Here is a 22,965-nt window from a genome sequence, read left to right as displayed (position 1 = left end):
GCCCGCAGGCGGTGGCCGGGGCCCCGGTGGCTGGCCCACGGCGACCCCGGCTGGCGGCGGCACCCAACCCCCGGGCCCGTCTGGGCGCTCCCCCCCCCCCCAAGCCCCGGCCCCCCCACCCCCGGCGCTTGGCCCACGGCAGCGCCCGCAGGCGGTGGCCGGCGCCCCGGTGGCTGGCCCACGGCGACCCCGGCGGGCGGCGGCACCCAGCCCCCGGCCGCGTCGGGCGGCGCCCCCGCACCGCAGCCCGCGGCGCCCGCACCCGCTCCCACCGCGGGCGCGGCACCCGCCTACGCACCCCCGAGCGGCGGCGTCGACCCCCGCATGCTCTGGCCGAACATCCTGGAGGCGGTCAAGAACCGCCGCCGCTTCACCTGGATCCTGCTCAGCCAGAACGCCCAGGTGACCGGCTTCGACGGCACCACCCTCCAACTCGGCTTCGTGAACGCCGGCGCGCGCGACAACTTCGCCGGCAGCGGCAGCGAGGACGTCCTGCGGCAGGCGCTGGCCGAGCAGTTCAACGTCCAGTGGAAGATCGAGGCGGTCATCGACCCGTCGGGCGGGGGATCGGCTCCCCCGTCGCCGGGCGGTTCCTCCGGCTTCGGCGGCGGCGGCGGTGGCGGTGGTTACGGCGGTGGCGGCAACGCCGGTTACGGCGGCGGCGGTACGTCCGCCCAGCGCCCCGCGACTCCCCAGCCGACGCCCACCACCTCCACCCCGCCTCCGTCGGCCCCGGCGCCGACCGCCGCCCCCACCCCGGCGTCCCGGCCCTCCGCCGCCCCGGAGCCGCCGCCCCCGGTGTCCATCGAAGACGACATCCCGGAGGACGACGACCCCGACCTCAACGAGTCGGCCCTGTCCGGCTACGACCTGATCGTGCGGGAGCTGGGCGCGACGGTCGTGGAGGAGTTCACGAACGAGTAGCGGGGAGGGGACGGGGTCTCAAGTTGGAGGAACCTACAGGTCACCAACCCCCGCCCCCTCATGGCCCTGCACAAAAACCCCGTTAGGCTGACCCCCGTGAAGGTCCTCGTCATCGGTAACGGCGCCCGCGAACACGCCCTGTGCCGCTCTCTGTCCCTCGACCCCGACGTCACCGCGCTGCACTGCGCCCCCGGCAACGCCGGCATCGCCGAGGTCGCCGAGCTGCACCAGGTCGACGCCCTGGACGGCAAGGCCGTATCCGCGCTGGCCACGGAACTCGGCGCCGACCTCGTGGTCGTAGGGCCGGAGGCACCGCTCGTCGCCGGGGTCGCCGACGCCGTGCGCGAGGCGGGCATCCCGGTCTTCGGCCCCTCCGGGGAGGCCGCGGAGATCGAGGGCTCCAAGGCGTTCGCCAAGGACGTGATGGCGGCGGCCGGGGTCCCGACGGCCCGCTCCTACGTCTGCACGACGCCCGAGGAGGTCGACGAGGCCCTCGACGCCTTCGGCGCCCCGTACGTCGTCAAGGACGACGGTCTCGCCGCGGGCAAGGGCGTCGTCGTGACCGCCGACCTCGACGTGGCCAGGACGCACGCCAACTCCTGCGAGCGCGTCGTCATCGAGGAGTTCCTCGACGGCCCCGAGGTCTCCCTCTTCGCCATCACCGACGGCGAGACGGTGCTCCCGCTCCAGCCCGCCCAGGACTTCAAGCGGGCGCTCGACGGGGACGCGGGCCCGAACACCGGTGGCATGGGCGCGTACTCCCCGCTCCCGTGGGCCGACCCGAAGCTGGTCGAGGAGGTCCTGGAGACGGTTCTCCAGCCGACCGTCGACGAGATGCGCCGCCGCGGCACCCCGTTCTCCGGGCTGCTCTACGCCGGTCTCGCGATCACCTCCCGGGGCGTCCGGGTCATCGAGTTCAACGCCCGCTTCGGCGACCCCGAGACGCAGGTCGTCCTGGCCCGCCTGAAGACCCCGCTGGCCGGCGTCCTGCTGGCCGCCGCCAAGGGCGACCTCGCCGACCTGGAGCCCTTGCGCTGGAGCGACGAGGCCGCGGTCACCGTGGTCGTCGCCTCCCACAACTACCCCGGTACCCCGCGCACCGGTGACCCGATCACCGGCCTCGACGAGGTGGCCGCCGAGGACGCGCCGCACGCCTATGTCCTGCACGCCGGTACCAAGCGGGACGGCGACGCGATCGTGAGCGCCGGCGGCCGCGTCCTGTCCGTCACGGCGACCGGCAAGGACCTCACCAAGGCCCGTGACCGCGCGTACCGGGCCGTGGCCCGCATCGGGCTCGACGGCTCCCAGCACCGTACGGACATCGCGGCGAAGGCGGCGGCAGGCGCGTAACCACTCCGAGCGCCCGCCCCGGATAAACCCCGAAGGCCCCGAATCCGTCTCAGGATTCGGGGCCTGACCCTTGTGGGACCAGACCCCGAAACCCGCCCGGATCAGGGGCCTGATCCTCGCTGTCCGTCATCCACCTTTCCCCAAAGCCATTCCATCGAGTGACCGATGCCCCATCCGGCTGACGTGGGCCGAAGCCCCAACTATGGTGCGGCGCAAGCGTTCCGGCACTTGGCCCACCGGCATTGCGATGTCAGTGGTGGGTGCCACAGTGGGGGAGTGAGCAAAGCCAGGACAGTTCGGACAGCCAGGGCAGCGCGGAGGGGGTGAGGTCCGGCCGTGACCGGTATGGGTGTCGAGATGGGTGCGCAGGCAGCGCGCGCCCGTGCCATGGCCGTGCTGCGGGTCCGCAGCCGCGCGCTGGCGGTGGCCGTGCTGCCCGCGGCGTTCGCCGTGGTGCTGCTCGCCGGTGTCTCCACCGGCCACCTGGTCGGCCCGGGCTGGGACGCCGCGCGCTGGGTCGTCACCCCGGTCGCCGTCCTCGTCCTGCTGGCCGCGGCCGCCATCGCCCTGGTCGTGGCCCGCGCCCGTCCCGCCGTCAGCCCCACGGTCCCGATCGGCGAGGAGCAGGCTCCGGATCTGTACCGGATGGTGCGCGACCTCGCCGACCGCCTCGACGTCCCCGCCCCGTCCGCGATAGCCCTCACCCCGGACTGCGACAGCTGGCTGGAGGACCGCACCCACCGGTCCCACGGCCCGACGCCGACCGAGGCCCGGGACGAGGACGGCCTCAACGGCCTGCACGGCGGCAGCACGCGCGGCATCCACCGCCATACGCCCGCCGCGCCCGTCCTCGTCATCGGCTCCCCGTTCCTGTGGTGGATGCGGGTCGGCGAGCTGCGCGCGGTCCTCGCCCCGGTCGTCGCCGGTACGGGACCCTCGGCGCACCCGGACATAGCCCAGGCCCGGCGCTTCGTCAGGGGCCTGGACGCCGCCGTGGCCGTCGCGTCGACGCGCGGCCGTTGTCCGGGATCCAGGGCGGTGTGCGCGGGCATCGGCTGGGTCGCGCGGCTGCTGCTGCGCAGTTGCCGGGACCACGCGGCCGAGATGGAGCGGGGAGTGGCCGCCGCGGCCGCCGAGCGTGCACAGGCTGTGGATTACGGGCTGCGGATCGTCGCCCAGGAACAGGTCGGGCTGGCGTACGCGGGCTGGGACCGGCTGCTGACGCGGGTGGCGCTGCCCGCCTGGCGGATGGGCCGCTGGCCGTCCCGGCTGGACGCGGGCGTCGTCGCCGCCCTCACCGAACTGTCCCGGCGGGACCGTCTGGCCGAGGGCTTCGCCTCCCGGTTGGGCGAGCGCCCCGCCTGTGACCTGCTCGAAGAGCCCGGCGCGATCGACGAAGCCGCCTCACTCCTCGCCGCCCGCCTCTTCCACGGCGGCCCCGCCGAGGCCGGCCCGGACTGGTCCCCGGTGGGCTGGCAGGAGTACCCGGAAGAGGTCGTCGACCGCAAATGGCGTACGGACGCGGCCCGCCTCCACCGGGTCCTCGACGCCCTCGGCGTCCGCCGCACCACCGAGGGCACACCCCCCGAGACCGGCGGCCCCACCCTGGCCCGCGTCCTGGACCACCTGTCCTCGCCACCGACCTGGCCCCCAGACCCGCACGCCGCCCGGGATCGGATCCCCGAAGCACACGCCGCCGACGGGCAAGCGATCACCGAGCCCTCCACCGCCACCCGACCCGCAAGGCCCCCCGAGCCTTCTGAGCTCTCCGAGGCCCCCGAGCCTCCTGATCCTCCCGGGCCCCCGAAGTCCCCCAAGCCGCCCAAGCCCCCGTACGCGGCCATGGCCGAGGACCACCCCGGCGACGACGACCAGGAAACCGAGCGAAGCTCCACTCTCGCCGCCGGCCTGACCGCCGAGCTGGCCCGCGAGGAGGCCGCGACCCCCGCGGAGCAGAAGGCGTCCCCGCTCCCCGGCACCACCCTCCTGGACACCGGCGGGCTCCCGCTCTTCCCGCTCCAGCCGCCCCGCACCTCCCGCGAGTTGCTCACCGACCATGTGACGGCCATGGTGTGCTGCGCCGCGATGGACACCGCCGGAGCGGCCCCGGGCCTCGACTGGCTCGACGGCCCCACGCTGCTCATCAACGGCGTCCGAGCGGCTGACCTGACCCCCAGAGTCCTCAGCCTCATCGAGGACGGCGACCCCGCGCCTCTGCGCGCCTGGCTGGTGGAGTCGGGGATACGCCCGGAGAAGCCGGTCCGCCTGGTCTGACGGCGGCTGTGCGCGTCGTATGCGGTCGGAACCCCCGGTTCCACTTTCGGCCAATTCGCAACGAATAGTGACAGGATGCGTGCTTAATGTGATGTGCTGGGACCGATAGCGCACATGGCAAGGGCTTGCGACATACGACAGACACACAAACGCCCATGTCGCACGGCAGAAACCACGAGCACACGCAGCACACGCAATACACGCAGCACACAGGGCGCTCGTACGACAGAGCGTTCGCGCGACGCACCACCAGGGATGCACGGCCACGGGGGAACGAGGGAGGGGTATGGCCATGGGGTCGGAGCAGATCCGCCGCTGGGAGTCGGGGGCACTCGCGCACGCCGTGACGGACCCCTTCGGTCAGGGCCCCGTCCCCTGGCTGCGCGGCAATGTGACGTACTTCGACGACACCGGCCAGGTCGTCCCCTGGTACCTCGACGGGCAGGCGCACCCCCCGACGGCGGGCACCCCCAGGGTCCCCGGTCCGCGCACCGCCGGAGGCCCCCGTTCCGCCGACGACGTCCACCGCCAGATCAAGGGCTTCACGTCCACCGGCGCGGTCTCCCCCGGCGAGGCCGTCGACTTCCACATCACCGTCGATCCGCCCCAGGAATTCGCCGTCGACGTCTACCGAATCGGTCACTACGGCGGTGACGGCGCCGCGAAGATCACCACGAGCCCCCGCCTCTCCGGCATCGTCCAGCCGCCCCCGCTCACCGCCGACCGCACGGTCTCCTGCCACCACTGGTGGCTGTCCTGGCGCCTGCAGATCCCGTCGTACTGGAGCATCGGCGCGTACGTGGCCGTCCTCACCACGGCCGACGGCTACCGCTCGCACATCCCGTTCACGGTCCGCGACAACCACCCCGCGGACCTGCTCCTGCTCCTCCCCGACGTCACCTGGCAGGCATACAACCTCTACCCCGAGGACGGCCGCACCGGCGCCAGCCTCTACCACGCCTGGGACGAGAGCGGCCGCCTGCTCGGCGAGAACGACGCCGCCACGACCGTCTCCTTCGACCGCCCGTACGCGGGCGCGGGCCTGCCCCTGCACGTCGGCCACGCCTACGACTTCATCCGCTGGGCCGAGCGCTACGGCTACGACCTCGCCTACGCCGACGCCCGCGACCTGCACGGGGGCCATGTCGACCCCACCCGCTACCGCGGCCTGGTCTTCCCCGGCCACGACGAGTACTGGTCGTCGAACATGCGCCGCACGGTCGAGCTCGCCCGGGAGAACGGCACGTCACTCGTCTTCCTCTCCGCCAACTCCATGTACTGGCAGGTGGAGTTGGGCCCGTCCCCGTCCGGCGTACCCGACCGCCTGATGACCTGCCGCAAACGCCAGGGCCCGGGCCGCCCGGTCCTCTGGCGTGAGATCGACCGCCCCGAACAGGAGGTGATCGGCATCCAGTACGCGGGCCAGGTCCCCGAGCCCCACCCCCTGATCGTCCGTAACGCCGACCACTGGCTGTGGGAGGCGACCGGCGCCCACGAGGGCGACGAGATCGAGGGCCTGGTCGCGGGCGAGGCCGACCGCTACTTCCCGCGCACCCAGCTCCCGGACCACGAGGAGCGCATCCTGCTCGCCCACTCCCCGTACGCCGACCGCGAGGGCGCCCTCCGCCACCAGGAGATGTCCCTGTACCGCGCCCCCTCCGGCGCCCTGGTCTTCGCGTCCGGCACCTTCGCCTGGTCCCCGTCCCTGGACCGTCCGGGCCACGTCGACGCCCGTGTCCAGCGCGCCACGGCCAACCTCCTGGACCGCATCTGCAAACGTGACTGAGCTCACGTACGCCCACGTCACCGCCCCTTTCGAGCCCACCCCACTCCGAAGGCGATCCCCGGCATACGGGAGAATCGAGCCATAGGACAGAACCACGGGGAGGAACCGTGTCCGGATTCGTAGAAAAGCCCGAGCCGATTCAGGTTCCGGGCCTGGTGCATCTGCACACCGGCAAGGTGCGCGAGCTGTACCAGAACGAGACCGGCGACCTCGTGATGGTCGCCAGTGACCGCATGTCCGCCTACGACTGGGTGCTGCCGACCGAGATCCCCGACAAGGGCCGGATCCTCACCCAGCTCTCCCTGTGGTGGTTCGACCAGCTCGCCGACCTGGTCCCCAACCATGTGCTCAGCACCGACGTGCCGGCCGGCGCCCCCGCCGACTGGGCGGGCCGCACCCTCGTCTGCAAGTCGCTCCGGATGGTCCCGGTGGAGGCCGTCGCCCGCGGCTACCTCACCGGCTCCGGCCTGGTCGAGTACAACGAGTCCCGCACCGTCTGCGGCCTCGCCCTCCCCGAGGGCCTCGTCGACGGCAGCGAGCTCCCCGCCCCGATCTTCACACCGGCCACCAAGGCCGCGGTCGGCGAGCACGACGAGAACGTCTCCTACGAGGAGGTCGCCCGCCAGGTCGGCGCCGACACCGCCGCGCAGCTGCGCCAGGCGACCCTCGCCGTCTACGCCCGCGGCCGGGACATCGCCCGCGAGCGCGGCATCATCCTCGCGGACACCAAGTTCGAGTTCGGCTTCGACGGGGAGACGCTGATCATCGCCGACGAGGTCCTCACCCCCGACTCCTCCCGCTTCTGGCCGGCCGACCAGTGGGAGCCGGGCCGTGCGCAGCCGTCGTACGACAAGCAGTTCGTGCGGGACTGGCTGACCTCGCCGGCCTCCGGCTGGGACCGCAAGAGCGAGCAGCCTCCGCCGCCGCTGCCGCAGGAGGTCGTGGACGCGACCCGCGCGAAGTACGTGGAGGCGTACGAGCGCCTGACCGGCATCAGCTGGTCGTGACGCGAGAGCCCCCGGCGCGGGCAGGAGGCCGGGGGCAACGCGAAAGCCCCCGGCCGGAACCGGGGGCTTTCATCTGGAGCGAACGACGAGGTTCGAACTCGCGACCTCAACCTTGGCAAGGTTGCGCTCTACCAACTGAGCTACGTTCGCATGCGCCGTGGCGCGAGAACCACTATACCCAACCCCGCTGCCGCGCGAGCCGCACCGCCGCGTGCCGGTTCTCCGCCCCGAGCTTCGAGACGGCCGAGGACAGATAGTTCCGCACGGTCCCCTGCGACAGCGCGGCCCGCTCCGCGATCTCCGCGACGGGCGCCCCGTCGGCGGCGAGTTCCAGCACCTCGGCCTCCCGCGCGGTCAACGGCGAGTCCCCGGCGGCGATCGCGTCGGCGGCCAACTCCGGGTCGACGTAGCGGTTTCCGGCGTGCACGGTCCGGATGATCTCCGCGAGCCGCTGGGCACTGACGGTCTTGGGGACGAACCCGCGCACACCCGCCTCAAGGGCCCGCTTCAGATGCCCGGGGCGCCCATGGCTGGTCACGATCAACACCCGGCAGCCAGGCAGTTCGGCCCGCAGGGATGTGGCCACCTTCACACCGTCGGCCCCCGGCATCTGAAGATCGAGAACGGCCACGTCCGGTGCGTGTGCCCGTGCCATCGCCAGCGCCTCCGGCCCGCTCGCCGCCTCCGCGACGATCACGAGGTCGTCCTCCAGGGAGAGCAGCGTGGCGAGCGCACCCCGGATCAGATGCTCGTCGTCGGCGAGCAGCAGCCGTACGGGCCCGGTCGTACGGGCGGCCGTATGGTCGTCGCGGTGGAGCTCGGTCATGCGGAGACCTCCCGCACGCCCGCCCCGGTCAACGGCACCTCCGCCACCAGCCGGAACACCGCCTCGCCGATGCGACCGGCGTCCAGCGTCCCGTCCACCGCGGCCAGCCGCTCCCGCAGCCCGGCGATCCCGGAGCCCCCACCCCCGTGGGAGGCTCCGGCAGCCCCGTCGTTCTCCACCGTCAACACCACACGTCCCTCGCTCACCCGTACCCCCACCGAACACCGCCCGGCATTCCCGTGCCGCAGCACATTGGTGGCCGCCTCGCGCACCACCCAGGCCAGCGCCGACTGCACCTCGACGGGCAGCCCGGCCGCCCGGCCGGTCACCCGGCACTCGATCCCGGCCGCCGTCAACACCCCCTGCGCACCGGCCAGTTCGACCTCCAGGTCGGCCTCCCGATAGCCGCGTACGACGTCCCGCACCTCGCGCTGCGACTCGCCCGCGATCCGCTGCACCTCGATCATCTGCTCCACGGCCTCGGGTCGCCCGCGCCGCGCGAGCTGCACGGCGAGTTCGCTCTTGAGGGCGATGACCGACAGATTCCGCCCCATGACGTCGTGCAGATCCCGCCCGAACCGCAGCCGTTCCTCGGCCACGGCGAGCCGGGCTCGGGTCTCGCGGGCCTCGTCGAGTTCGTAGACCGCTTTGAGGAGCCAGACGGAGAAGACGGCGACGAAGGCGAAGAAACCGCTGCCGAGCAGCGCGATCAGGGCGATGACCAGTGTGGCGAACACGGACCGGCTGATCAGGAACACGAAGAGCCCCGCGCCCGCCGCGAAGCCCGCGGCGAGCGCGCACACGCGCCTGCGGCTGTGCATCCCCAGCGCGATGATGCCCACGCCGAAGAACACGGCGGCGCCGAAGACGCTGCCCGCCGCGGAGTCGACGCCGTCACCCTTCGGGCCGTACTCGACCACGGCGAGACCTGTGGCGGCGACCGCCGCGGTGACGGCGCCGAGCGCCCACATCAGTCGTACTGGCTGCTCACGCCGACCGCACACCCAGTCCAGCGCCCGCGACACGACCAGGGCGCTGACCGCCGCGTGCGCGCTCACCATGAGCAGCAGCCAGCCGCCCAGCTTGGACGACATCTCGCCGATGACCGGCAGGGCGACCGACACGACCTCCATCACCGCGAAGAAGTGGAACGACCACCTCGTGTACGTCTCCACCTTCGCCGGAGTGCTCTTGCCCCTCCACCACGTGCCCGGCCCGCGCATGCGCCGTCCCCCCCTGCCTCAGTGCCGTGGCTCCCATCGGAACCACCGTCGCACAGCCAACACGCCGAGGACCGTCCAGGCCAGTCCGGTCAGCACGGGACCGATCGCCTCGTACGCCGACAGGTCGCCGGTCCAGCCACCCCGCAGCAGGGTGATCACCGGCGTCAGCGGCAGGAGCTCGCACACCGATGCCACCCGGTCCGGCAGCACCTCCAAGGGGACGAACATCCCGGAGAAGATCATGGAGAGGAACACCACGGGGAGTGTCGTGACCTGCGCACTCTCCACGGTGCGGGTGAACGACGCCGTCACGGCGCCCAGCGAGGCGCACAGGACGACCCCCAACAGCAGGCCCAGTACGGCGAGATGGGGAGCCTCGGGCGCGCCCACGTCGAGCAGGACTGCGCAGCCGACCGCCAGCACCAGGCTCTGTGCGAGGCCCGTGACCACGGCCGGCAGCGCGGCCCCGGCCAGGATCTCCGTGTCCTTCAGTTCGCCGGTGCGCAGCCGCTTGAGGACGAGTTCCTCGCGCCGGGCGGTGTAGACGGAGACGAGGGTCGCGTACACCGCGTAGAGCAGTGAGAAGCCGATCGAGGCGGGCAGCACGACCGTGCCGAGGGAGAGGCCGGCCTCCGCCAGGTCCATCCCCTTCGCCGCCTCCCGCACGCTGAAGGGCAGCAGCAGCGGCACGAACATCGCCGCGAACAGGGTGCCCCTGCTGCGGCCGAGCAGCGTCACCTCCGCGCGGGCCAACGCCGCCATACGTCCCACCGGGGTGGTCATCGCCGTAGTCATGCCGCGTACTCCTTCTTCTCGGCGGCGCCGGCCGCCTCCCGAGCGATCCCCAGGAACGCCTCCTCCAGCGACGCCGGCCGTACGTCCAGTCGCCGCAGCTCCACACCCGCCGTGTCGGCCCACACCAGGAGCCGGGTCGCGGTTCGCTGCAGCTCGTGGGTCCGCAGCCGTACGACGCGCCCGTCGATCTCGTGCTCGCGCACGCCCATGTCGTCGAGAGGCGGCAGGTCACCCACGAAGTAGCCCTGGGGCAGCTCGAAAGTGATCCGCGACGGCTGGGCCGCCGTCACCTCGGCCGGTGTCCCGGCGGCCGCGATGCGTCCCTCGTGCAGGATCGCCAGCCGGTCGGCGAGGTTCTCGGCCTCTTCCAGGTAGTGCGTGGTCAGCAACACGGTCGTCCCGGCGTCGCGCAGCTCCCCCACCAATGCCCAGGTGTCCCGCCGTCCTTCGGCGTCGAGTCCGGTCGTCGGCTCGTCCAGGAACAGCACCTCGGGCTTGCCGAGCAGCGCGAGCGCCAGGTCCAGCCGCCGTCGTTCACCGCCGGAGAGTTGCTTCACCCGCACCCCGGCCCGCCGCCCGAGCCCGACCAGGTCCAGCGCCTCGGCCTCGGGCATGGCCCCGCTCACACACCCGCCCCACATCCGCGCCGTCTCGGCCACGGTCAGCTCGGACGGAAAGCCGCCCTCCTGCAGCATCACCCCGGTCCGATGCCGTACGGCGGCCCGCTCGGCGTGGGGATCGTGCCCGAGCACCCGCACCCGTCCCCCGGCCGGCCGGGCGAGCCCTTCCAGCAATTCGACGGTCGATGTCTTGCCGGCGCCGTTGGTGCCGAGCAGCGCGAAGATCTCCCCGCGGCCCACGGAGAACGTGATGCCGCGGACCGCTTCGAACCCGCCCCCGTACACACGCCGCAGGTCGGTGACCTCAATCACGTGTTCGTGTTCGTTTCCGTTCATGGCTCCAGCGTCCCGGCGATACAAGGCCGGCAGCAGTGCGCGCTGTCACCACTCCGCATGACAAATGTCAGGGGGCCCGATCAGGCGGAGAGGCGAAGAGCGGAGAGGCGGAGAGGCGGAGAGGCGGAGAGACGCGGTGACGCGGATACACGAAAAGACCCCGGCCCATCAGGACCGGGGTCTCATTCCCGAGCGGACGACGAGGCTCGAACTCGCGACCTCAACCTTGGCAAGGTTGCGCTCTACCAACTGAGCTACGTCCGCATTGCCCCCGACCAGCTTCCACTGATCGGTGCGAGCACTAGCCTACCTGATCCACATCAGTGGTCGGTACGGCGGTGCAGAGCGGGTGACAGGAATTGCACACTGCGCCTTCCCCCTGGAAGGGGGATGTTCTACTACTGAACTACACCCGCATGCTCGGCGAGCTGGACTTTTTCTGTCCCGCCCGGCGGCGTGCTCCAGACATTAGCTGATCAGCAGGGGGGTAGCGCAAGTCGGTTGTCGCACCGGCTCAAGTCGGCTGTCCTCAAGGCCTGCTGACGGGCCCTGAGGACACAGCGCCGGCTCGTCTCACTGCGCCGAGGCGAACGCCTCGTAGACCTTCTTGGGGATGCGGCCGCGGGCCGGCACCTCCATCTTGTTGGCCTGGGCCCAGGCCCGGACGGCCGCCGGGTCCGGGGCGACCTCGGTCTGCTTGTACGCCTTGCCCGACCTCGACCGCTTGCGGCCGGCGTCCACGTACGGCGCGAGCGCCTTACGCAGTTTCTTGGCATTGGCTTCATTCAGGTCGATCTCGTACGACTTGCCGTCGAGTCCGAAGGCGATCGTTTCCGCCGCTTCTGAGCCGTCGATGTCGTCAAAGAGAGTGACCACGACCTTCTGCGCCACGAATATCGGTCCCTTCGTCCGGCACCTCATGCAGCTCAGCTGCGGCGACGTGCCGAGTCTCGGCTATTTGCCAATTCATTTGTACAGTGCCCGGCAATGCAATGTGAAGCCCGACTAAATCTGCCCGCGTGTCCCGAGCGCAATAGCTATCCGGGACTGATCGGGGATCTTTCCCGTAACTTTTCGTGAACACCCCCAACTGATACCGGATCGTGACGGCCATCACGTAGCTTCCTACAACTCTACTCGCGTAGAAATTTTGTACGGGTAGTCTGAAGGAACCTGCTCAGCACCACACACCGGGAGTGCCAGTGGCACGCGTCGTAGTCGACGTCATGCTCAAGCCGGAGATCCTCGACCCCCAGGGCCAGGCGGTGCAGCGCGCACTGCCGCGGCTGGGTTTCGAAGGTATCTCCGACGTACGTCAGGGAAAGCGTTTCGAACTGGAAGTTGACGGGCCGGTCGACGAGGCCATGCTCGCCCGCATCCACGATCTTGCGGAATCTTTCCTCGCCAACACCGTGATCGAGGACTTCACCGTGAAGGTGGAAGAAGTCGCGGAGGCCGCGAAGTGACCGCTCGTATTGGCGTCGTCACTTTCCCGGGGAGTCTCGACGACCGGGACACCCAGCGCGCGATCCGCCTCGCGGGTGCCGAACCGGTCGCCCTCTGGCACAAGGACAAGGACCTCAAGCAGGTCGACGCCGTGGTGCTGCCCGGCGGTTTCTCCTACGGCGACTATCTGCGGGCCGGCGCCATCTCCCGGTTCTCGCCGGTGATGGAGACCGTCATCGAGCAGGCGAAGGCCGGTCTTCCGGTCCTGGGTATCTGCAACGGCTTCCAGGTCCTGACCGAGGCCCACCTCCTCCCGGGCGGGATGCTCGGCAACGACCACCTGCACTTCATCTGCAAGGACCAGAAGCTGCGGGTGGAGAACGCCGAGACCGTCTGGACCAGCGACTACGAGCAGGGCCAGGAGATCAGCATCCCGCTCAAGAACATGGACGGCCGGTACGTCGCCGACCAGTACACGCTGGACAAGCTGGAGGCCGAGGGCCTGGTCGCGTTCCGGTACCTCGCCCGCGGCGAAGCCGCTGATGGATACGGCAACCCGAACGGCTCGCTCAACGACATCGCCGGCATCACCAACGAGGCCGGCAACGTCGTAGGCCTCATGCCGCACCCGGAGCACGCCGTCGAGCCCCTCATCGGGTCGGGCCGCACCGACGGCCTCCCCTTCTTCACCTCGATCCTCAAGAAGCTGGTCAACGCATGAGCCGGACGCCTCTGGACACGGTCGAGCACGCGGCCGCGACCCCCGACGTCGAGCTGCCCTGGGCCGAACTCGGTCTGAAGAAGGACGAGTACGAGCGGGTCGTGGAGATCCTCGGCCGCCGCCCGACCGGCGCCGAACTCGCCATGTACTCGGTCATGTGGTCCGAGCACTGCTCGTACAAGTCCTCCAAGGTCCACCTCCGCCAGTTCGGCGAGAAGGCCCCCGAGTCCGACGCGATGCTCGTCGGCATCGGTGAGAACGCCGGTGTGGTGGACGTCGGCCAGGGTTACGCCGTGACCTTCAAGGTCGAGTCGCACAACCACCCGTCGTACGTCGAGCCCTACCAGGGCGCGGCCACGGGCGTCGGCGGCATCGTGCGCGACATCATCGCGATGGGCGCGCGGCCGGTGGCGGTCGTCGACCCGCTGCGGTTCGGTGCCGCTGACCACCCCGACACCAAGCGGGTGCTCCCGGGTGTCGTCGCCGGCATCGGCGGCTACGGCAACTGCCTGGGCCTGCCGAACATCGGCGGCGAGGTCGTCTTCGACTCCTGCTACCAGGGAAACCCGCTGGTCAACGCCGGTGCCATCGGTGTGATGCGGCACGACGACATCCACCTCGCGAAGGCGTCCGGCGCGGGCAACAAGGTCATCCTGTACGGGGCCCGTACGGGTGGTGACGGCATCGGCGGCGCGTCGATCCTGGCGAGCGAGACCTTCGACGACGCCAAGCCGAGCAAGCGCCCGGCCGTCCAGGTCGGCGACCCCTTCCAGGAGAAGCTGCTCATCGAGTGCACCCTGGAGGCGTTCGCCGAGAAGCTGGTCGTCGGCATCCAGGACCTCGGCGCGGCGGGCCTGTCCTGCGCCACGTCCGAGCTGGCGTCGAACGGCTCCGGCGGCATGCGCGTGACCCTGGACGACGTACCGCTGCGCGACTCCACGCTCTCGCCCGAGGAGATCCTCATGAGCGAGTCGCAGGAACGCATGTGCGCGGTCGTGGAGCCGGAGAAGGTCGACCGGTTCCTGGAGATCTGCGAGAAGTGGGACGTCATCGCCACCGTCATCGGTGAGGTGACCGACGGCGACCGCCTGGAGATCTACTGGCACGGCGGCAAGATCGTCGACGTCGACCCGCGCACGGTGGCGCACGAGGGCCCGGTCTACGAGCGCCCGTACGCCCGTCCGGAGTGGCAGGACGCCCTTCAGGCGGACGACGCCAACAAGCTCGCGCGGCCCGCGAGTTCGGCGGAGCTGAAGGACCAGGTCCTGAAGCTGGTGGCCTCTCCCAACCAGGCTTCCAAGAAGTGGATCACCTCGCAGTACGACCACTTCGTGCAGGGCAACACCGTTCTCGCCCAGCCCGAGGACTCCGGCATGATCCGCATCGACGAGGCGACCGGTCTCGGCGTGGCCATCGCGACGGACGGCAACGGCCGGTACGCGAAGCTGGACCCGTACCACGGGGCCCAGCTGGCGCTGTCGGAGGCGTACCGCAACGTCGCCACGACCGGCGCCAAGCCGCTCGCGGTCTCCGACTGCCTGAACTTCGGCTCGCCCGAGGACCCGGCGGTGATGTGGCAGTTCGCGGAGGCGGTGCGCGGACTGGCGGACGCCTGCCAGCAGTTGGGCACCCCGGTGACCGGCGGCAACGTCTCGCTCTACAACCAGACGGGCGAGGCGGCCATCCACCCGACGCCGGTCGTGGCGGTGCTGGGCGTCATCGACGACGTGGCGCGCCGCACGCCGGTCGCCTTCCAGGAGGAGGGCCAGCTGCTGTACCTCCTCGGCGACACGCGTGAGGAGTTCGGCGGTTCGGCCTGGTCGCAGGTGGTCCACGATCACCTGGGCGGTCTGCCTCCGCGGGTGGACCTGGAGCGCGAGCGCCTGCTCGCCGAGATCCTGATCTCCGCCTCCCGCGACGGCATGATCGACTCCGCGCACGACCTGTCCGACGGCGGTCTGATCCAGGCGGTCGTGGAGTCGGCGCTGCTCGGCGGCAAGGGCGCCCGTCTGATCGTCCCGGACGGTCTGGACGCCTTCACCCTCCTCTTCTCCGAGTCGGCGGGACGCGCGGTCGTCGCCGTGCCGCGCTCCGAGGAGGTCCGCTTCAACGACATGTGCGGTGCGCGGGGCCTGCCGGCCACCCGTATCGGCGTCGTCGACGGCGACTCCGTCGAGCTCCAGGGCGAGTTCACGCTCTCCCTGGAGGAGCTGCGCGTGGCGCACGAGGAGACGATCCCGGCGCTGCTGGCGTAGCCGGTAGTGGGCGTACGACATGAGGGTCCCGTCCGGTCAACGGACGGGACCTTCTCGGCTCCCCGCACGCGACATCGCGGCCCGCATAGGCTGCCCCTATGCCGCCGGCCAAGAAGCGCACCCGCACCTATGACCCCGCCAAGATCCGCACCGCGGTGCTCGCCCAGTTCGGGAACGTACGTCAGGCCGTACGCAGCCTGACCGCTGAGCAACTCGCGCTGCCCACCCGGCTGGGCGACTGGACCGTACGGGAGCTGGCGGCACACGTGACCATGGCCGTGGAGACCGTCAGCCGCAACCTCGACCGTGACGAGCCGGCCAAGCCCGAACTCACCCTTCTGCACTGGCCCTTCGCCACCGCCGGCCGTGCCGGCGACATCGCCGACGGCACGCGTGAGCTGGCCGCCGCCAACCCGGACCTCGACGCCCTGTACGCACGGACCGGGCAGCGCATCGCCGAGAGCCTCGCCGCCGCCCCCGGCGACCGGCTCCTCGCCGCCCGCACTGGCGCGATGACCCTCGCCGACTACCTGGTGACCCGCACCGTCGAACTCGTCGTCCACACCGACGACCTCAACGCCGCCGTCCCAGGCCTCGACATCCCGTACGACCGTCAGGCCCTCGCCGCCTGCACCCGCCTGCTCGCCGACGCCCTCGCGGCGAAGGCACCCGGGGGTTCGACCGAGGTGCGGATCCCGCCGTATGCCGTGGTGCAGTGTGTCGAGGGGCCGAGGCACACCCGGGGCACCCCGCCCAACGTCGTCGAGACCGACCCGCTGACCTGGATCCGGCTCGCGACCGGGCGGGTGACGTGGCGGGACGCGGTGGCGGAGGCCAAGGTGAGCGCGAGCGGGGAGCGGGCCGACCTGGGCGGGCTGCTGCCGCTCATGGGCTGACCGGCGGCCGTCGCGGGCTCGCCCCCGGCAAGCGGAACCGCGCGGAACCAGTCCCGTGTCCCTCCCGTCCCACCGGCATGAACACACTCGGCACTCTTGGCATGGACAAGCAGCGACTGGCCGCCGCCCTCGCCGCGCTGACCCTCCTTCCGCTCGCCGCCGCCTGCGGCAGCGAGGACGCGGGCAGTGAGTCGGTCGGCTCCGGGGCCTCGGCCTCCGTCACCGGCGCCTACTGGGCGGTCGACGACGTCACCGTCGACGGCAAGAAGAGCGCCGCCCCGGGCAACGCCCACCTGCAGATCGCCGACGGCGGCAAGGTCAAGGGCAACCTCGGCTGCAACAACTTCGGCGCCGAGGCGGCCTTCGCCGACAGCCACGTCACCTTCGACAAGGTCCAGGCGACCGAGATGGCCTGCGAGGGCGTCCCGGCGAACTTCGAGCAGACCCTCGCCCGCACCCTGGCCGACGGCGACCTCACCACCGAGGTCGAGGGCGACACGCTGACCCTCACCACGGCGGACGGCGACCGCGTCGCCCTCAGCAAGGAGGAGGCCGCCACGCTCAAGGGCACGAAGTGGACCATCACCAGCCCGGACGCCGACGGCAAGGCCCATCTCACCTTCGACGAGAAGACCGGACAGGTCAGCGGCAGCCTCGGCTGCAACAAGGTGAAGGCCGCGGCAACGGTCCGCGACGGCCGTATCACGCTCGGCACCGCGTCCACCACGCGAATGATGTGCGACACCTCACTCATGAAGACGGAGAAGACGCTCCTGGGCCTCTTCGACAGCACGGTGAAATACGGACTGGATCATCGCACCCTCACTCTGACCAGCGAAAACGGTGAGAGCGTGAACGCGACCGCCGCCGAGTGATCCTTTACGGTCGCGTATCCCCAATTCGGACCAGTGGTCGATCTCGCCTACACTCGGAGCCGTGCCACGTGGTGACGGTCGACTCAATCACGATCTACTTCCCGGCGAGAAGGGCCCCCAGGACGCGTGTGGCGTCTTCGGTGTCTGGGCTCCGGGTGAAGAGGTCGCAAAGCTCACGTACTTCGGGCTCTACGCCCTCCAGCATCGGGGCCAGGAATCCGCGGGAATCGCGGTCAGCAACGGCTCCCAGATCCTCGTCTTCAAGGACATGGGCCTGGTCTCCCAGGTCTTCGACGAGACCTCGCTCGGTTCGCTCCAGGGTCACATCGCGGTCGGACACGCCCGCTACTCGACCACCGGCGCCTCCGTGTGGGAGAACGCCCAGCCGACGTTCCGCGCCACCGCGCACGGCTCCATCGCGCTCGGCCACAACGGCAACCTGGTCAACACGGCCCAGCTCGCCGAGATGGTCGCCGACCTCCCCAAGCAGGAGGGCGGCCGCACCCCGCGTGTCGCGGCCACCAACGACACCGACCTCCTGACCGCGCTCCTCGCGGCCCAGGTCGACGAGGACGGCAAGCCGCTGACCATCGAGGAGGCCGCCCACCAGGTCCTCCCGCAGGTCAAGGGCGCCTTCAGCCTCGTCTTCATGGACGAGAACACCCTCTACGCCGCCCGCGACCCGCAGGGCATCCGCCCGCTGGTCCTCGGCCGCCTGGAGCGCGGCTGGGTCGCCGCGTCCGAGTCCGCCGCCCTCGACATCTGCGGCGCGAGCTTCGTCCGCGAGATCGAGCCGGGCGAGTTCGTCGCCATCGACGAGAACGGTCTGCGCAGCTCGCGATTCGCGGAAGCGAAGCCCAAGGGCTGTGTCTTCGAATACGTGTACCTGGCCCGCCCGGACACCGACATCGCCGGCCGCAACGTCTACCTCTCCCGGGTGGAGATGGGCCGCAAGCTCGCGAAGGAAGCCCCGGTCGAGGCCGACCTGGTCATAGCGACCCCGGAGTCCGGCACCCCGGCGGCGATCGGCTACGCGGAGGCCAGCGGCATCCCGTTCGGTGCGGGTCTGGTGAAGAACGCGTACGTCGGACGTACGTTCATCCAGCCCTCGCAGACCATCCGCCAGCTCGGCATCCGCCTGAAGCTGAACCCGCTGAAGGAAGTCATCAAGGGCAAGCGCCTGGTCGTCGTCGACGACTCGATCGTGCGCGGCAACACCCAGCGCGCCCTGGTCCGCATGCTCCGCGAGGCGGGTGCCGCCGAGGTCCACATCCGGATCTCCTCCCCGCCCGTGAAGTGGCCCTGCTTCTTCGGCATCGACTTCGCCACCCGCGCCGAGCTCATCGCCAACGGCATGACGATCGAGGAGATCGGCACCTCGCTGGGCGCCGACTCCCTCTCCTACATCTCCATCGACGGCATGATCGAGGCGACCACCATCGCCAAGCCGAACCTCTGCCGCGCCTGCTTCGACGGCGAGTACCCGATGGATCTCCCCGACCCCGAGCTGCTCGGCAAGCAGCTCCTGGAGACGGAGCTGGCCGCCGGCCCGGCCGCCACGGCCGCCGCCGACGCGATCCGCCGCCCGTAGTAGCGGGCCCGTCACACCTGCCGTACGACACGAAGGTTCTCTACTGCCATGTCTGAGACAACTGGTGCCAGCTACGCAGCCGCGGGCGTCGACATCGAAGCGGGCGACCGCGCGGTCGAGCTGATGAAGGAGTGGGTGAAGAAGACGCAGCGCCCCGAGGTCCTCGGCGGCCTCGGCGGTTTCGCCGGCCTCTTCGACGCCTCCGCCCTCAAGCGCTACGAGCGTCCCCTCCTCGCCTCCGCCACCGACGGCGTGGGCACCAAGGTCGACATCGCCCGCCAGCTGGGTGTCTACGACACCATCGGCCACGACCTGGTCGCCATGGTCATGGACGACATCGTGGTGTGCGGCGCCGAGCCGCTGTTCATGACCGACTACATCTGCGTCGGCAAGGTCCACCCCGAGCGGGTCGCCGCCATCGTCAAGGGCATCGCCGAGGGCTGTGTGCTCGCCGGCTGCGCTCTGGTCGGCGGCGAGACCGCCGAGCACCCGGGCCTGCTGGGCGAGGACGACTTCGATGTCGCCGGCGCCGGTACGGGCGTCGTGGAGGCCGACCGGCTGCTGGGCCCGGATCGCATCCGTAAGGGTGACGCGGTGATCGCCATGGCGGCATCCGGCCTTCACTCGAACGGGTACTCGCTGGTCCGCCACGTCCTGCTGAACCAGGCCGGACTCGCCCTGGACACCCGGATCGACGAGCTGGGCCGCACCCTCGGCGAGGAGCTGCTGGAGCCGACGAAGATCTACTCGCTGGACTGTCTGGCCCTCACCCGCACCACGGACGTGCACGCGTACAGCCACGTCACGGGTGGCGGTCTCGCCGCCAACCTGGCCCGGGTGATCCCTGACGACCTGCACGCGATCGTCGACCGCACCACCTGGACCCCGGCCCCGATCTTCGACCTCGTCGGCAAGACGGGCCAGGTCGAGCGCCTGGAGCTGGAGAAGACCCTGAACATGGGCGTCGGCATGATCGCGATCGTGCCGGAGGAGGCCACGGACGCGGCCCTGGCGACACTGGCCGACCGAGGGGTCGACGCATGGGTCGCCGGCGAGATCACGGACCGTGGCGAGCACGCCACGGGTGCCGAGCTGGTCGGAGACTACGCGGGCTGACGCTGACGGCGGCAGTGCGTCGGAGGCAGTGCAAAACCCGGTCTGGCGGAGAACCGCTCAGGACCGGGTCAGGCACTGCTGGACAGTCAAGCGCCGCGGCGTTGTTGCGACGTGGGACCGGACTCGTCGTCCTCGTCGTCCTCATCGTCGTTGTAGTAATCCGCGTACTGGGCGTACGGGTCGTCTTCTTCTTCGTCGTCCTCGAACGGCTCGCCGTTCGGCGGCTGGCTCGAAGTCGAAGCGCCCAGCTCGTTGGCCAGACGCGACAGGTCAGTCCCGCCGCTGTTGTACTTCAGCTGGCGGGCGACCTTCGTCTGCTTGGCCTTGGCCCGGCCGCGCCCCATGGCTCGACCCCCTCGGTGACGGGGCTCGACGGCCCCAGAGTCTTGACACGCGTTCATGATCTGGAACGGGCTCTCCTCGGAGAGACCGGTCCGTAGGGCTTCCACGGTACCTGAGCCCGCGCCCATACGGTACGTCGCCCGCAGCACGCGCGTGTGCACAGGACCTTCGAGGCGCCCTGTCCTCGCTGGTCAACCGCGATTTTAACCACTTATAGGCGGTCGACCCGCCGGTAGAAGTGAGAGTTCTCTCCAACTGCCCACCGGCGGGTACCGGAACAAACCCGTGTCAGGGGTGATCCTCGGCCGGACGGCGCACCGGATCAGTGCGCTCCGCGTGCCTCCGCCATCCGCTGCTCGGCGATCCGGTCGGCCGCGGCGGCCGGCGGAATCCCGTCCGTCTTCGCACGTGCGAATATGGCCAGCGTGGTGTCGTAGATCTTCGCGGCCTTCGCCTTGCACCGGTCGAAGTCGAAGCCGTGCAGCTCGTCGGCGACCTGGATCACACCGCCGGCGTTCACCACGTAGTCGGGCGCGTAGAGGATCCCGCGGTCGGCGAGGTCCTTCTCGACGCCCGGGTGGGCGAGCTGGTTGTTGGCCGCGCCGCACACCACCTCGGCGGTCAGCACCGGCACGGTGTCGTCGTTCAGGGCGCCGCCGAGCGCGCACGGAGCGTAGATGTCGAGGTTCTCGACCCGGATCAGGGTCGCGGTGTCGGCGACGGCCCGTACGCCCGTCGGGTGCGCGGCGAGGATCCGCCCCACGGCCTCCTCGCGCACGTCCGTGATGACGACCTCGGCGCCCTCCGCCCGCAGGTGGTCCACCAGGTGGTGGCCGACCTTGCCGACGCCCGCGATGCCGACGGTGCGGCCGCGCAGCGACGGGTCGCCCCACTGGTGCTGAGCCGAGGCGCGCATGCCCTGGTAGACGCCGAAGGCGGTGAGCACGGAGGAGTCGCCCGCGCCGCCGTTCTGCGGCGACCGTCCGGTCGTCCAGCGGCACTCGCGGGCCACGACGTCCATGTCGGCGACGTACGTACCAACGTCGCACGCGGTGACGTAGCGGCCGCCCAGCGAGGCCACGAAGCGGCCGTACGCGAGCAGCAGCTCTGTTCTTTGAGAGGGCTGGACCTTCTGCGGGTCGCCGATGATCACGGCTTTGCCGCCGCCGTGATCGAGACCGGCCATGGCGTTCTTGTACGACATCCCGCGCGCGAGGTTCAGCGCGTCGGCGACGGCCTCGTCCTCGGTCGCGTACGGGTAGAAGCGCGTACCGCCGAGGGCGGGGCCCAGGGCGGTGGAGTGGATGGCGATGACGGCCTTGAGGCCGCTGGCGCGGTCCTGACAGAGCACGACTTGCTCATGACCCCCCTGCTCCGAGTGGAACAGGGTGTGCAGGACGCCGTGTGTTACGTCGGTCACTGTGGTGACTCCTGAGTACTGGCGGCGAGTGGAGCGAGCTCCCGTACGGGTGGCGGGGGCTGTGAGCATGAGATTAGACCCGTCGGCACCCGTCCATCCCGCAGTGCTCAGGATCACCTACTCCCGGAGTACAGCCGTGCGACGATTTGCATAGTTTTCCCGCACGTTTGTCAGCGGGTTTCGCGGGTTTTCCTGGCAGATGGCGGGGGAGGGAGCAGGCGTGCCCAAGGTGTCCTCGGTGATCGTCCCGTACGCGACCTATCTGCGCGTCTACGAGCCACTGGCCGCCTTCCCGGAACCGGAGCGCGACCACTGGGCCCGCTATGCCCGCCGCAGTGACCGTCCCTCGTACCAGGACGAACTGCGTCGCTCGCTGGCCGACTTGCTGCCCACCCCGCCCGTCGCCGTCCCCGTCCAGGAGAGCGGCGACGCCTTCGTGGCCGAGGTCGACGGGGCGGTGTGCGTGTGCCCGTGGCGGACCCGGCTGCGCGGCTGGCTGGCGCTCGGGGAGCTGGCCGACGAACTGCCGAAGCCGGTCCTGGACGCGGTGCTCCCGGAGGTCGTACGGCGCCAGGCGGCCCAGGACTACGAGCGCTGGCTGGCCCGCAACCCGGACGCCCGGCCCTGGATCCGGACCTCGACCTGGCAGGTGCCGCTGCACTGGTTCGTGCTGGTGTCGGACGAGGAGCGGCGCTTCGACAAGGGCTCGGGCGACATTCCGCCGATGCTGCGCTACCGGACGCCCATGGTGGAGGCACGGCGGCGCGTGGCGCGGGCCCTCAGGACGCTGAAGGACGCCATCGACGAGGGGCCGCTCATCGACGGCCTGCTGGACGTCGGGCGCTGGCTGGAGGAGTTCCACCCGCGCTCGCTGGTCGAGCTGGACTACGGCGGCCTGGTGCACACCCTGCCCGCCGGCGAGCTGGAGGACGACCACTCGGCCGCGGATGTGACCCACGGCATTGACGCGCTGCGTCGTGGCGACGGGGAGGCCGCGGGGGTGGCCTACGGGCGGCTCGTGGAGCGGTGGCGGTCGGTGCGGGACCGGCGATCGGCCAACTGAGCCGACCGGTGTGATCTGACGCACTGTGTGACGTAACGAACTGGCGTTTGACGAGCCGCCCGTTTTGGGGTTTCGTGCTCGCTCTGAGGTACCTGATGT

Annotated in this window: 19 protein-coding genes, 3 tRNA genes and 1 pseudogene; 13 read left to right on the top strand and 10 right to left on the bottom strand. The window is 70.8% G+C overall.

The genetic code is table 11. The annotated features are described in order from the left end of the window. From ADK36_RS40205 to ADK36_RS40185, 5 genes and pseudogenes are all read left to right on the top strand, one after another. Positions 1 to 924: pseudogene (locus ADK36_RS40205) on the top strand (DNA polymerase III subunit gamma and tau); the annotation flags it as partial. A gap of 96 nt (positions 925 to 1,020) precedes the next feature. Next, positions 1,021 to 2,274, top strand: coding sequence for a phosphoribosylamine--glycine ligase (purD, locus tag ADK36_RS40200; RefSeq protein ID WP_048581603.1), 1,254 nt, complete (start codon positions 1,021 to 1,023; stop codon positions 2,272 to 2,274). A 336-nt stretch (positions 2,275 to 2,610) separates the two neighbouring features. Continuing rightward, positions 2,611 to 4,548: a hypothetical protein gene (locus tag ADK36_RS40195; RefSeq protein ID WP_053201152.1), complete on the top strand. Its 1,938-nt coding sequence runs from the start codon at positions 2,611 to 2,613 to the stop codon at positions 4,546 to 4,548. A gap of 292 nt (positions 4,549 to 4,840) precedes the next feature. Continuing rightward, complete coding sequence (locus ADK36_RS40190) at positions 4,841 to 6,334, top strand: N,N-dimethylformamidase beta subunit family domain-containing protein (RefSeq protein ID WP_053201158.1); 1,494 nt, start codon at positions 4,841 to 4,843, stop codon at positions 6,332 to 6,334. A 107-nt stretch (positions 6,335 to 6,441) separates the two neighbouring features. After that, positions 6,442 to 7,341: a phosphoribosylaminoimidazolesuccinocarboxamide synthase gene (locus ADK36_RS40185; RefSeq protein WP_048581601.1), complete on the top strand. Its 900-nt coding sequence runs from the start codon at positions 6,442 to 6,444 to the stop codon at positions 7,339 to 7,341. Positions 7,342 to 7,415: 74 nt separating this feature from the next. On the opposite strand, the gene ADK36_RS40180 is transcribed toward ADK36_RS40185, so the two are convergent. The 8 genes from ADK36_RS40180 to ADK36_RS40145 all read right to left on the bottom strand — a co-directional run bounded on the left by ADK36_RS40180 (position 7,416) and on the right by ADK36_RS40145 (position 12,032). After that, positions 7,416 to 7,491, bottom strand: a tRNA-Gly gene (locus ADK36_RS40180). Between the two features lie 22 nt (positions 7,492 to 7,513). Then, the gene (locus ADK36_RS40175; RefSeq protein ID WP_048581600.1) at positions 7,514 to 8,167 is read right to left on the bottom strand and encodes a response regulator transcription factor; all 654 of its coding nucleotides are present in this window, start codon (positions 8,165 to 8,167) and stop codon (positions 7,514 to 7,516) included. Beyond that, entirely contained in the window at positions 8,164 to 9,390 is a 1,227-nt protein-coding gene (locus ADK36_RS40170) for a sensor histidine kinase (protein ID WP_053201150.1), read from the bottom strand. The genes ADK36_RS40175 and ADK36_RS40170 overlap by 4 nt, the downstream gene beginning before the upstream one ends. A gap of 18 nt (positions 9,391 to 9,408) precedes the next feature. Next, a complete protein-coding gene (locus ADK36_RS40165) occupies positions 9,409 to 10,185 on the bottom strand; it encodes an ABC transporter permease (protein WP_048581598.1) in 777 nt (258 codons plus the stop codon). Further along, positions 10,182 to 11,141 (bottom strand): ABC transporter ATP-binding protein, encoded by a 960-nt coding sequence (locus ADK36_RS40160; protein ID WP_048581597.1) that lies wholly within the window; start codon positions 11,139 to 11,141, stop codon positions 10,182 to 10,184. Before ADK36_RS40160 ends, ADK36_RS40165 begins: the two co-directional genes overlap by 4 nt. A 191-nt stretch (positions 11,142 to 11,332) precedes the next feature. After that, positions 11,333 to 11,405, bottom strand: a tRNA-Gly gene (locus ADK36_RS40155). Between the two features lie 80 nt (positions 11,406 to 11,485). Further along, positions 11,486 to 11,557 (bottom strand) — tRNA-Gly (locus ADK36_RS40150). A gap of 157 nt (positions 11,558 to 11,714) precedes the next feature. Beyond that, on the bottom strand, positions 11,715 to 12,032 hold the full coding sequence (locus tag ADK36_RS40145; protein WP_030049706.1) for a histone-like nucleoid-structuring protein Lsr2: 318 nt from the start codon (positions 12,030 to 12,032) through the stop codon (positions 11,715 to 11,717). A gap of 311 nt (positions 12,033 to 12,343) precedes the next feature. Between ADK36_RS40145 and purS the strand changes: the two genes are divergently transcribed. The 7 genes from purS (at position 12,344) to purM (ending at position 20,041) form a co-directional block, all read left to right on the top strand. Beyond that, positions 12,344 to 12,607, top strand: coding sequence for a phosphoribosylformylglycinamidine synthase subunit PurS (gene purS / locus ADK36_RS40140; RefSeq protein ID WP_048581596.1), 264 nt, complete (start codon positions 12,344 to 12,346; stop codon positions 12,605 to 12,607). After that, positions 12,604 to 13,308, top strand: coding sequence for a phosphoribosylformylglycinamidine synthase subunit PurQ (gene purQ / locus ADK36_RS40135; protein WP_048581595.1), 705 nt, complete (start codon positions 12,604 to 12,606; stop codon positions 13,306 to 13,308). Before purS ends, purQ begins: the two co-directional genes overlap by 4 nt. After that, a complete protein-coding gene (purL, locus tag ADK36_RS40130) occupies positions 13,305 to 15,563 on the top strand; it encodes a phosphoribosylformylglycinamidine synthase subunit PurL (RefSeq protein ID WP_053201149.1) in 2,259 nt (752 codons plus the stop codon). The genes purQ and purL overlap by 4 nt, the downstream gene beginning before the upstream one ends. Before the next feature lie 98 nt (positions 15,564 to 15,661). Continuing rightward, complete coding sequence (locus tag ADK36_RS40125) at positions 15,662 to 16,459, top strand: maleylpyruvate isomerase family mycothiol-dependent enzyme (protein WP_048581593.1); 798 nt, start codon at positions 15,662 to 15,664, stop codon at positions 16,457 to 16,459. A gap of 101 nt (positions 16,460 to 16,560) precedes the next feature. Beyond that, complete coding sequence (locus ADK36_RS40120; RefSeq protein ID WP_048581592.1) at positions 16,561 to 17,334, top strand: META domain-containing protein; 774 nt, start codon at positions 16,561 to 16,563, stop codon at positions 17,332 to 17,334. Between the two features lie 61 nt (positions 17,335 to 17,395). Next, positions 17,396 to 18,925, top strand: a complete 1,530-nt coding sequence (gene purF / locus ADK36_RS40115; protein ID WP_048581591.1) for an amidophosphoribosyltransferase — start codon at positions 17,396 to 17,398, stop codon at positions 18,923 to 18,925. A 48-nt stretch (positions 18,926 to 18,973) separates the two neighbouring features. After that, positions 18,974 to 20,041, top strand: coding sequence for a phosphoribosylformylglycinamidine cyclo-ligase (gene purM, locus ADK36_RS40110; protein ID WP_048581590.1), 1,068 nt, complete (start codon positions 18,974 to 18,976; stop codon positions 20,039 to 20,041). A gap of 86 nt (positions 20,042 to 20,127) precedes the next feature. Here purM and ADK36_RS40105 read toward each other — a convergent pair whose 3' ends face one another. Next, positions 20,128 to 20,385 carry a DUF3073 domain-containing protein gene (locus ADK36_RS40105; RefSeq protein WP_048581589.1) on the bottom strand — a complete coding sequence of 86 codons (258 nt, stop codon included), beginning with the start codon at positions 20,383 to 20,385 and terminating at the stop codon, positions 20,128 to 20,130. A gap of 320 nt (positions 20,386 to 20,705) precedes the next feature. Beyond that, positions 20,706 to 21,803, bottom strand: a complete 1,098-nt coding sequence (locus tag ADK36_RS40100; protein ID WP_053201147.1) for a Leu/Phe/Val dehydrogenase — start codon at positions 21,801 to 21,803, stop codon at positions 20,706 to 20,708. A gap of 220 nt (positions 21,804 to 22,023) precedes the next feature. Here ADK36_RS40100 and ADK36_RS40095 point away from each other — a divergent pair, with 220 nt between their 5' ends. Further along, a complete protein-coding gene (locus tag ADK36_RS40095) occupies positions 22,024 to 22,866 on the top strand; it encodes a hypothetical protein (RefSeq protein ID WP_048581587.1) in 843 nt (280 codons plus the stop codon). Positions 22,867 to 22,965 lie beyond the last annotated feature (99 nt).

Source organism: Streptomyces viridochromogenes, assembly GCF_001270495.1.
Taxonomy (GTDB): Bacteria; Actinomycetota; Actinomycetes; order Streptomycetales; family Streptomycetaceae; genus Streptomyces; species Streptomyces viridochromogenes_A.
This window is presented reverse-complemented; position numbering and strand designations above follow the sequence as displayed.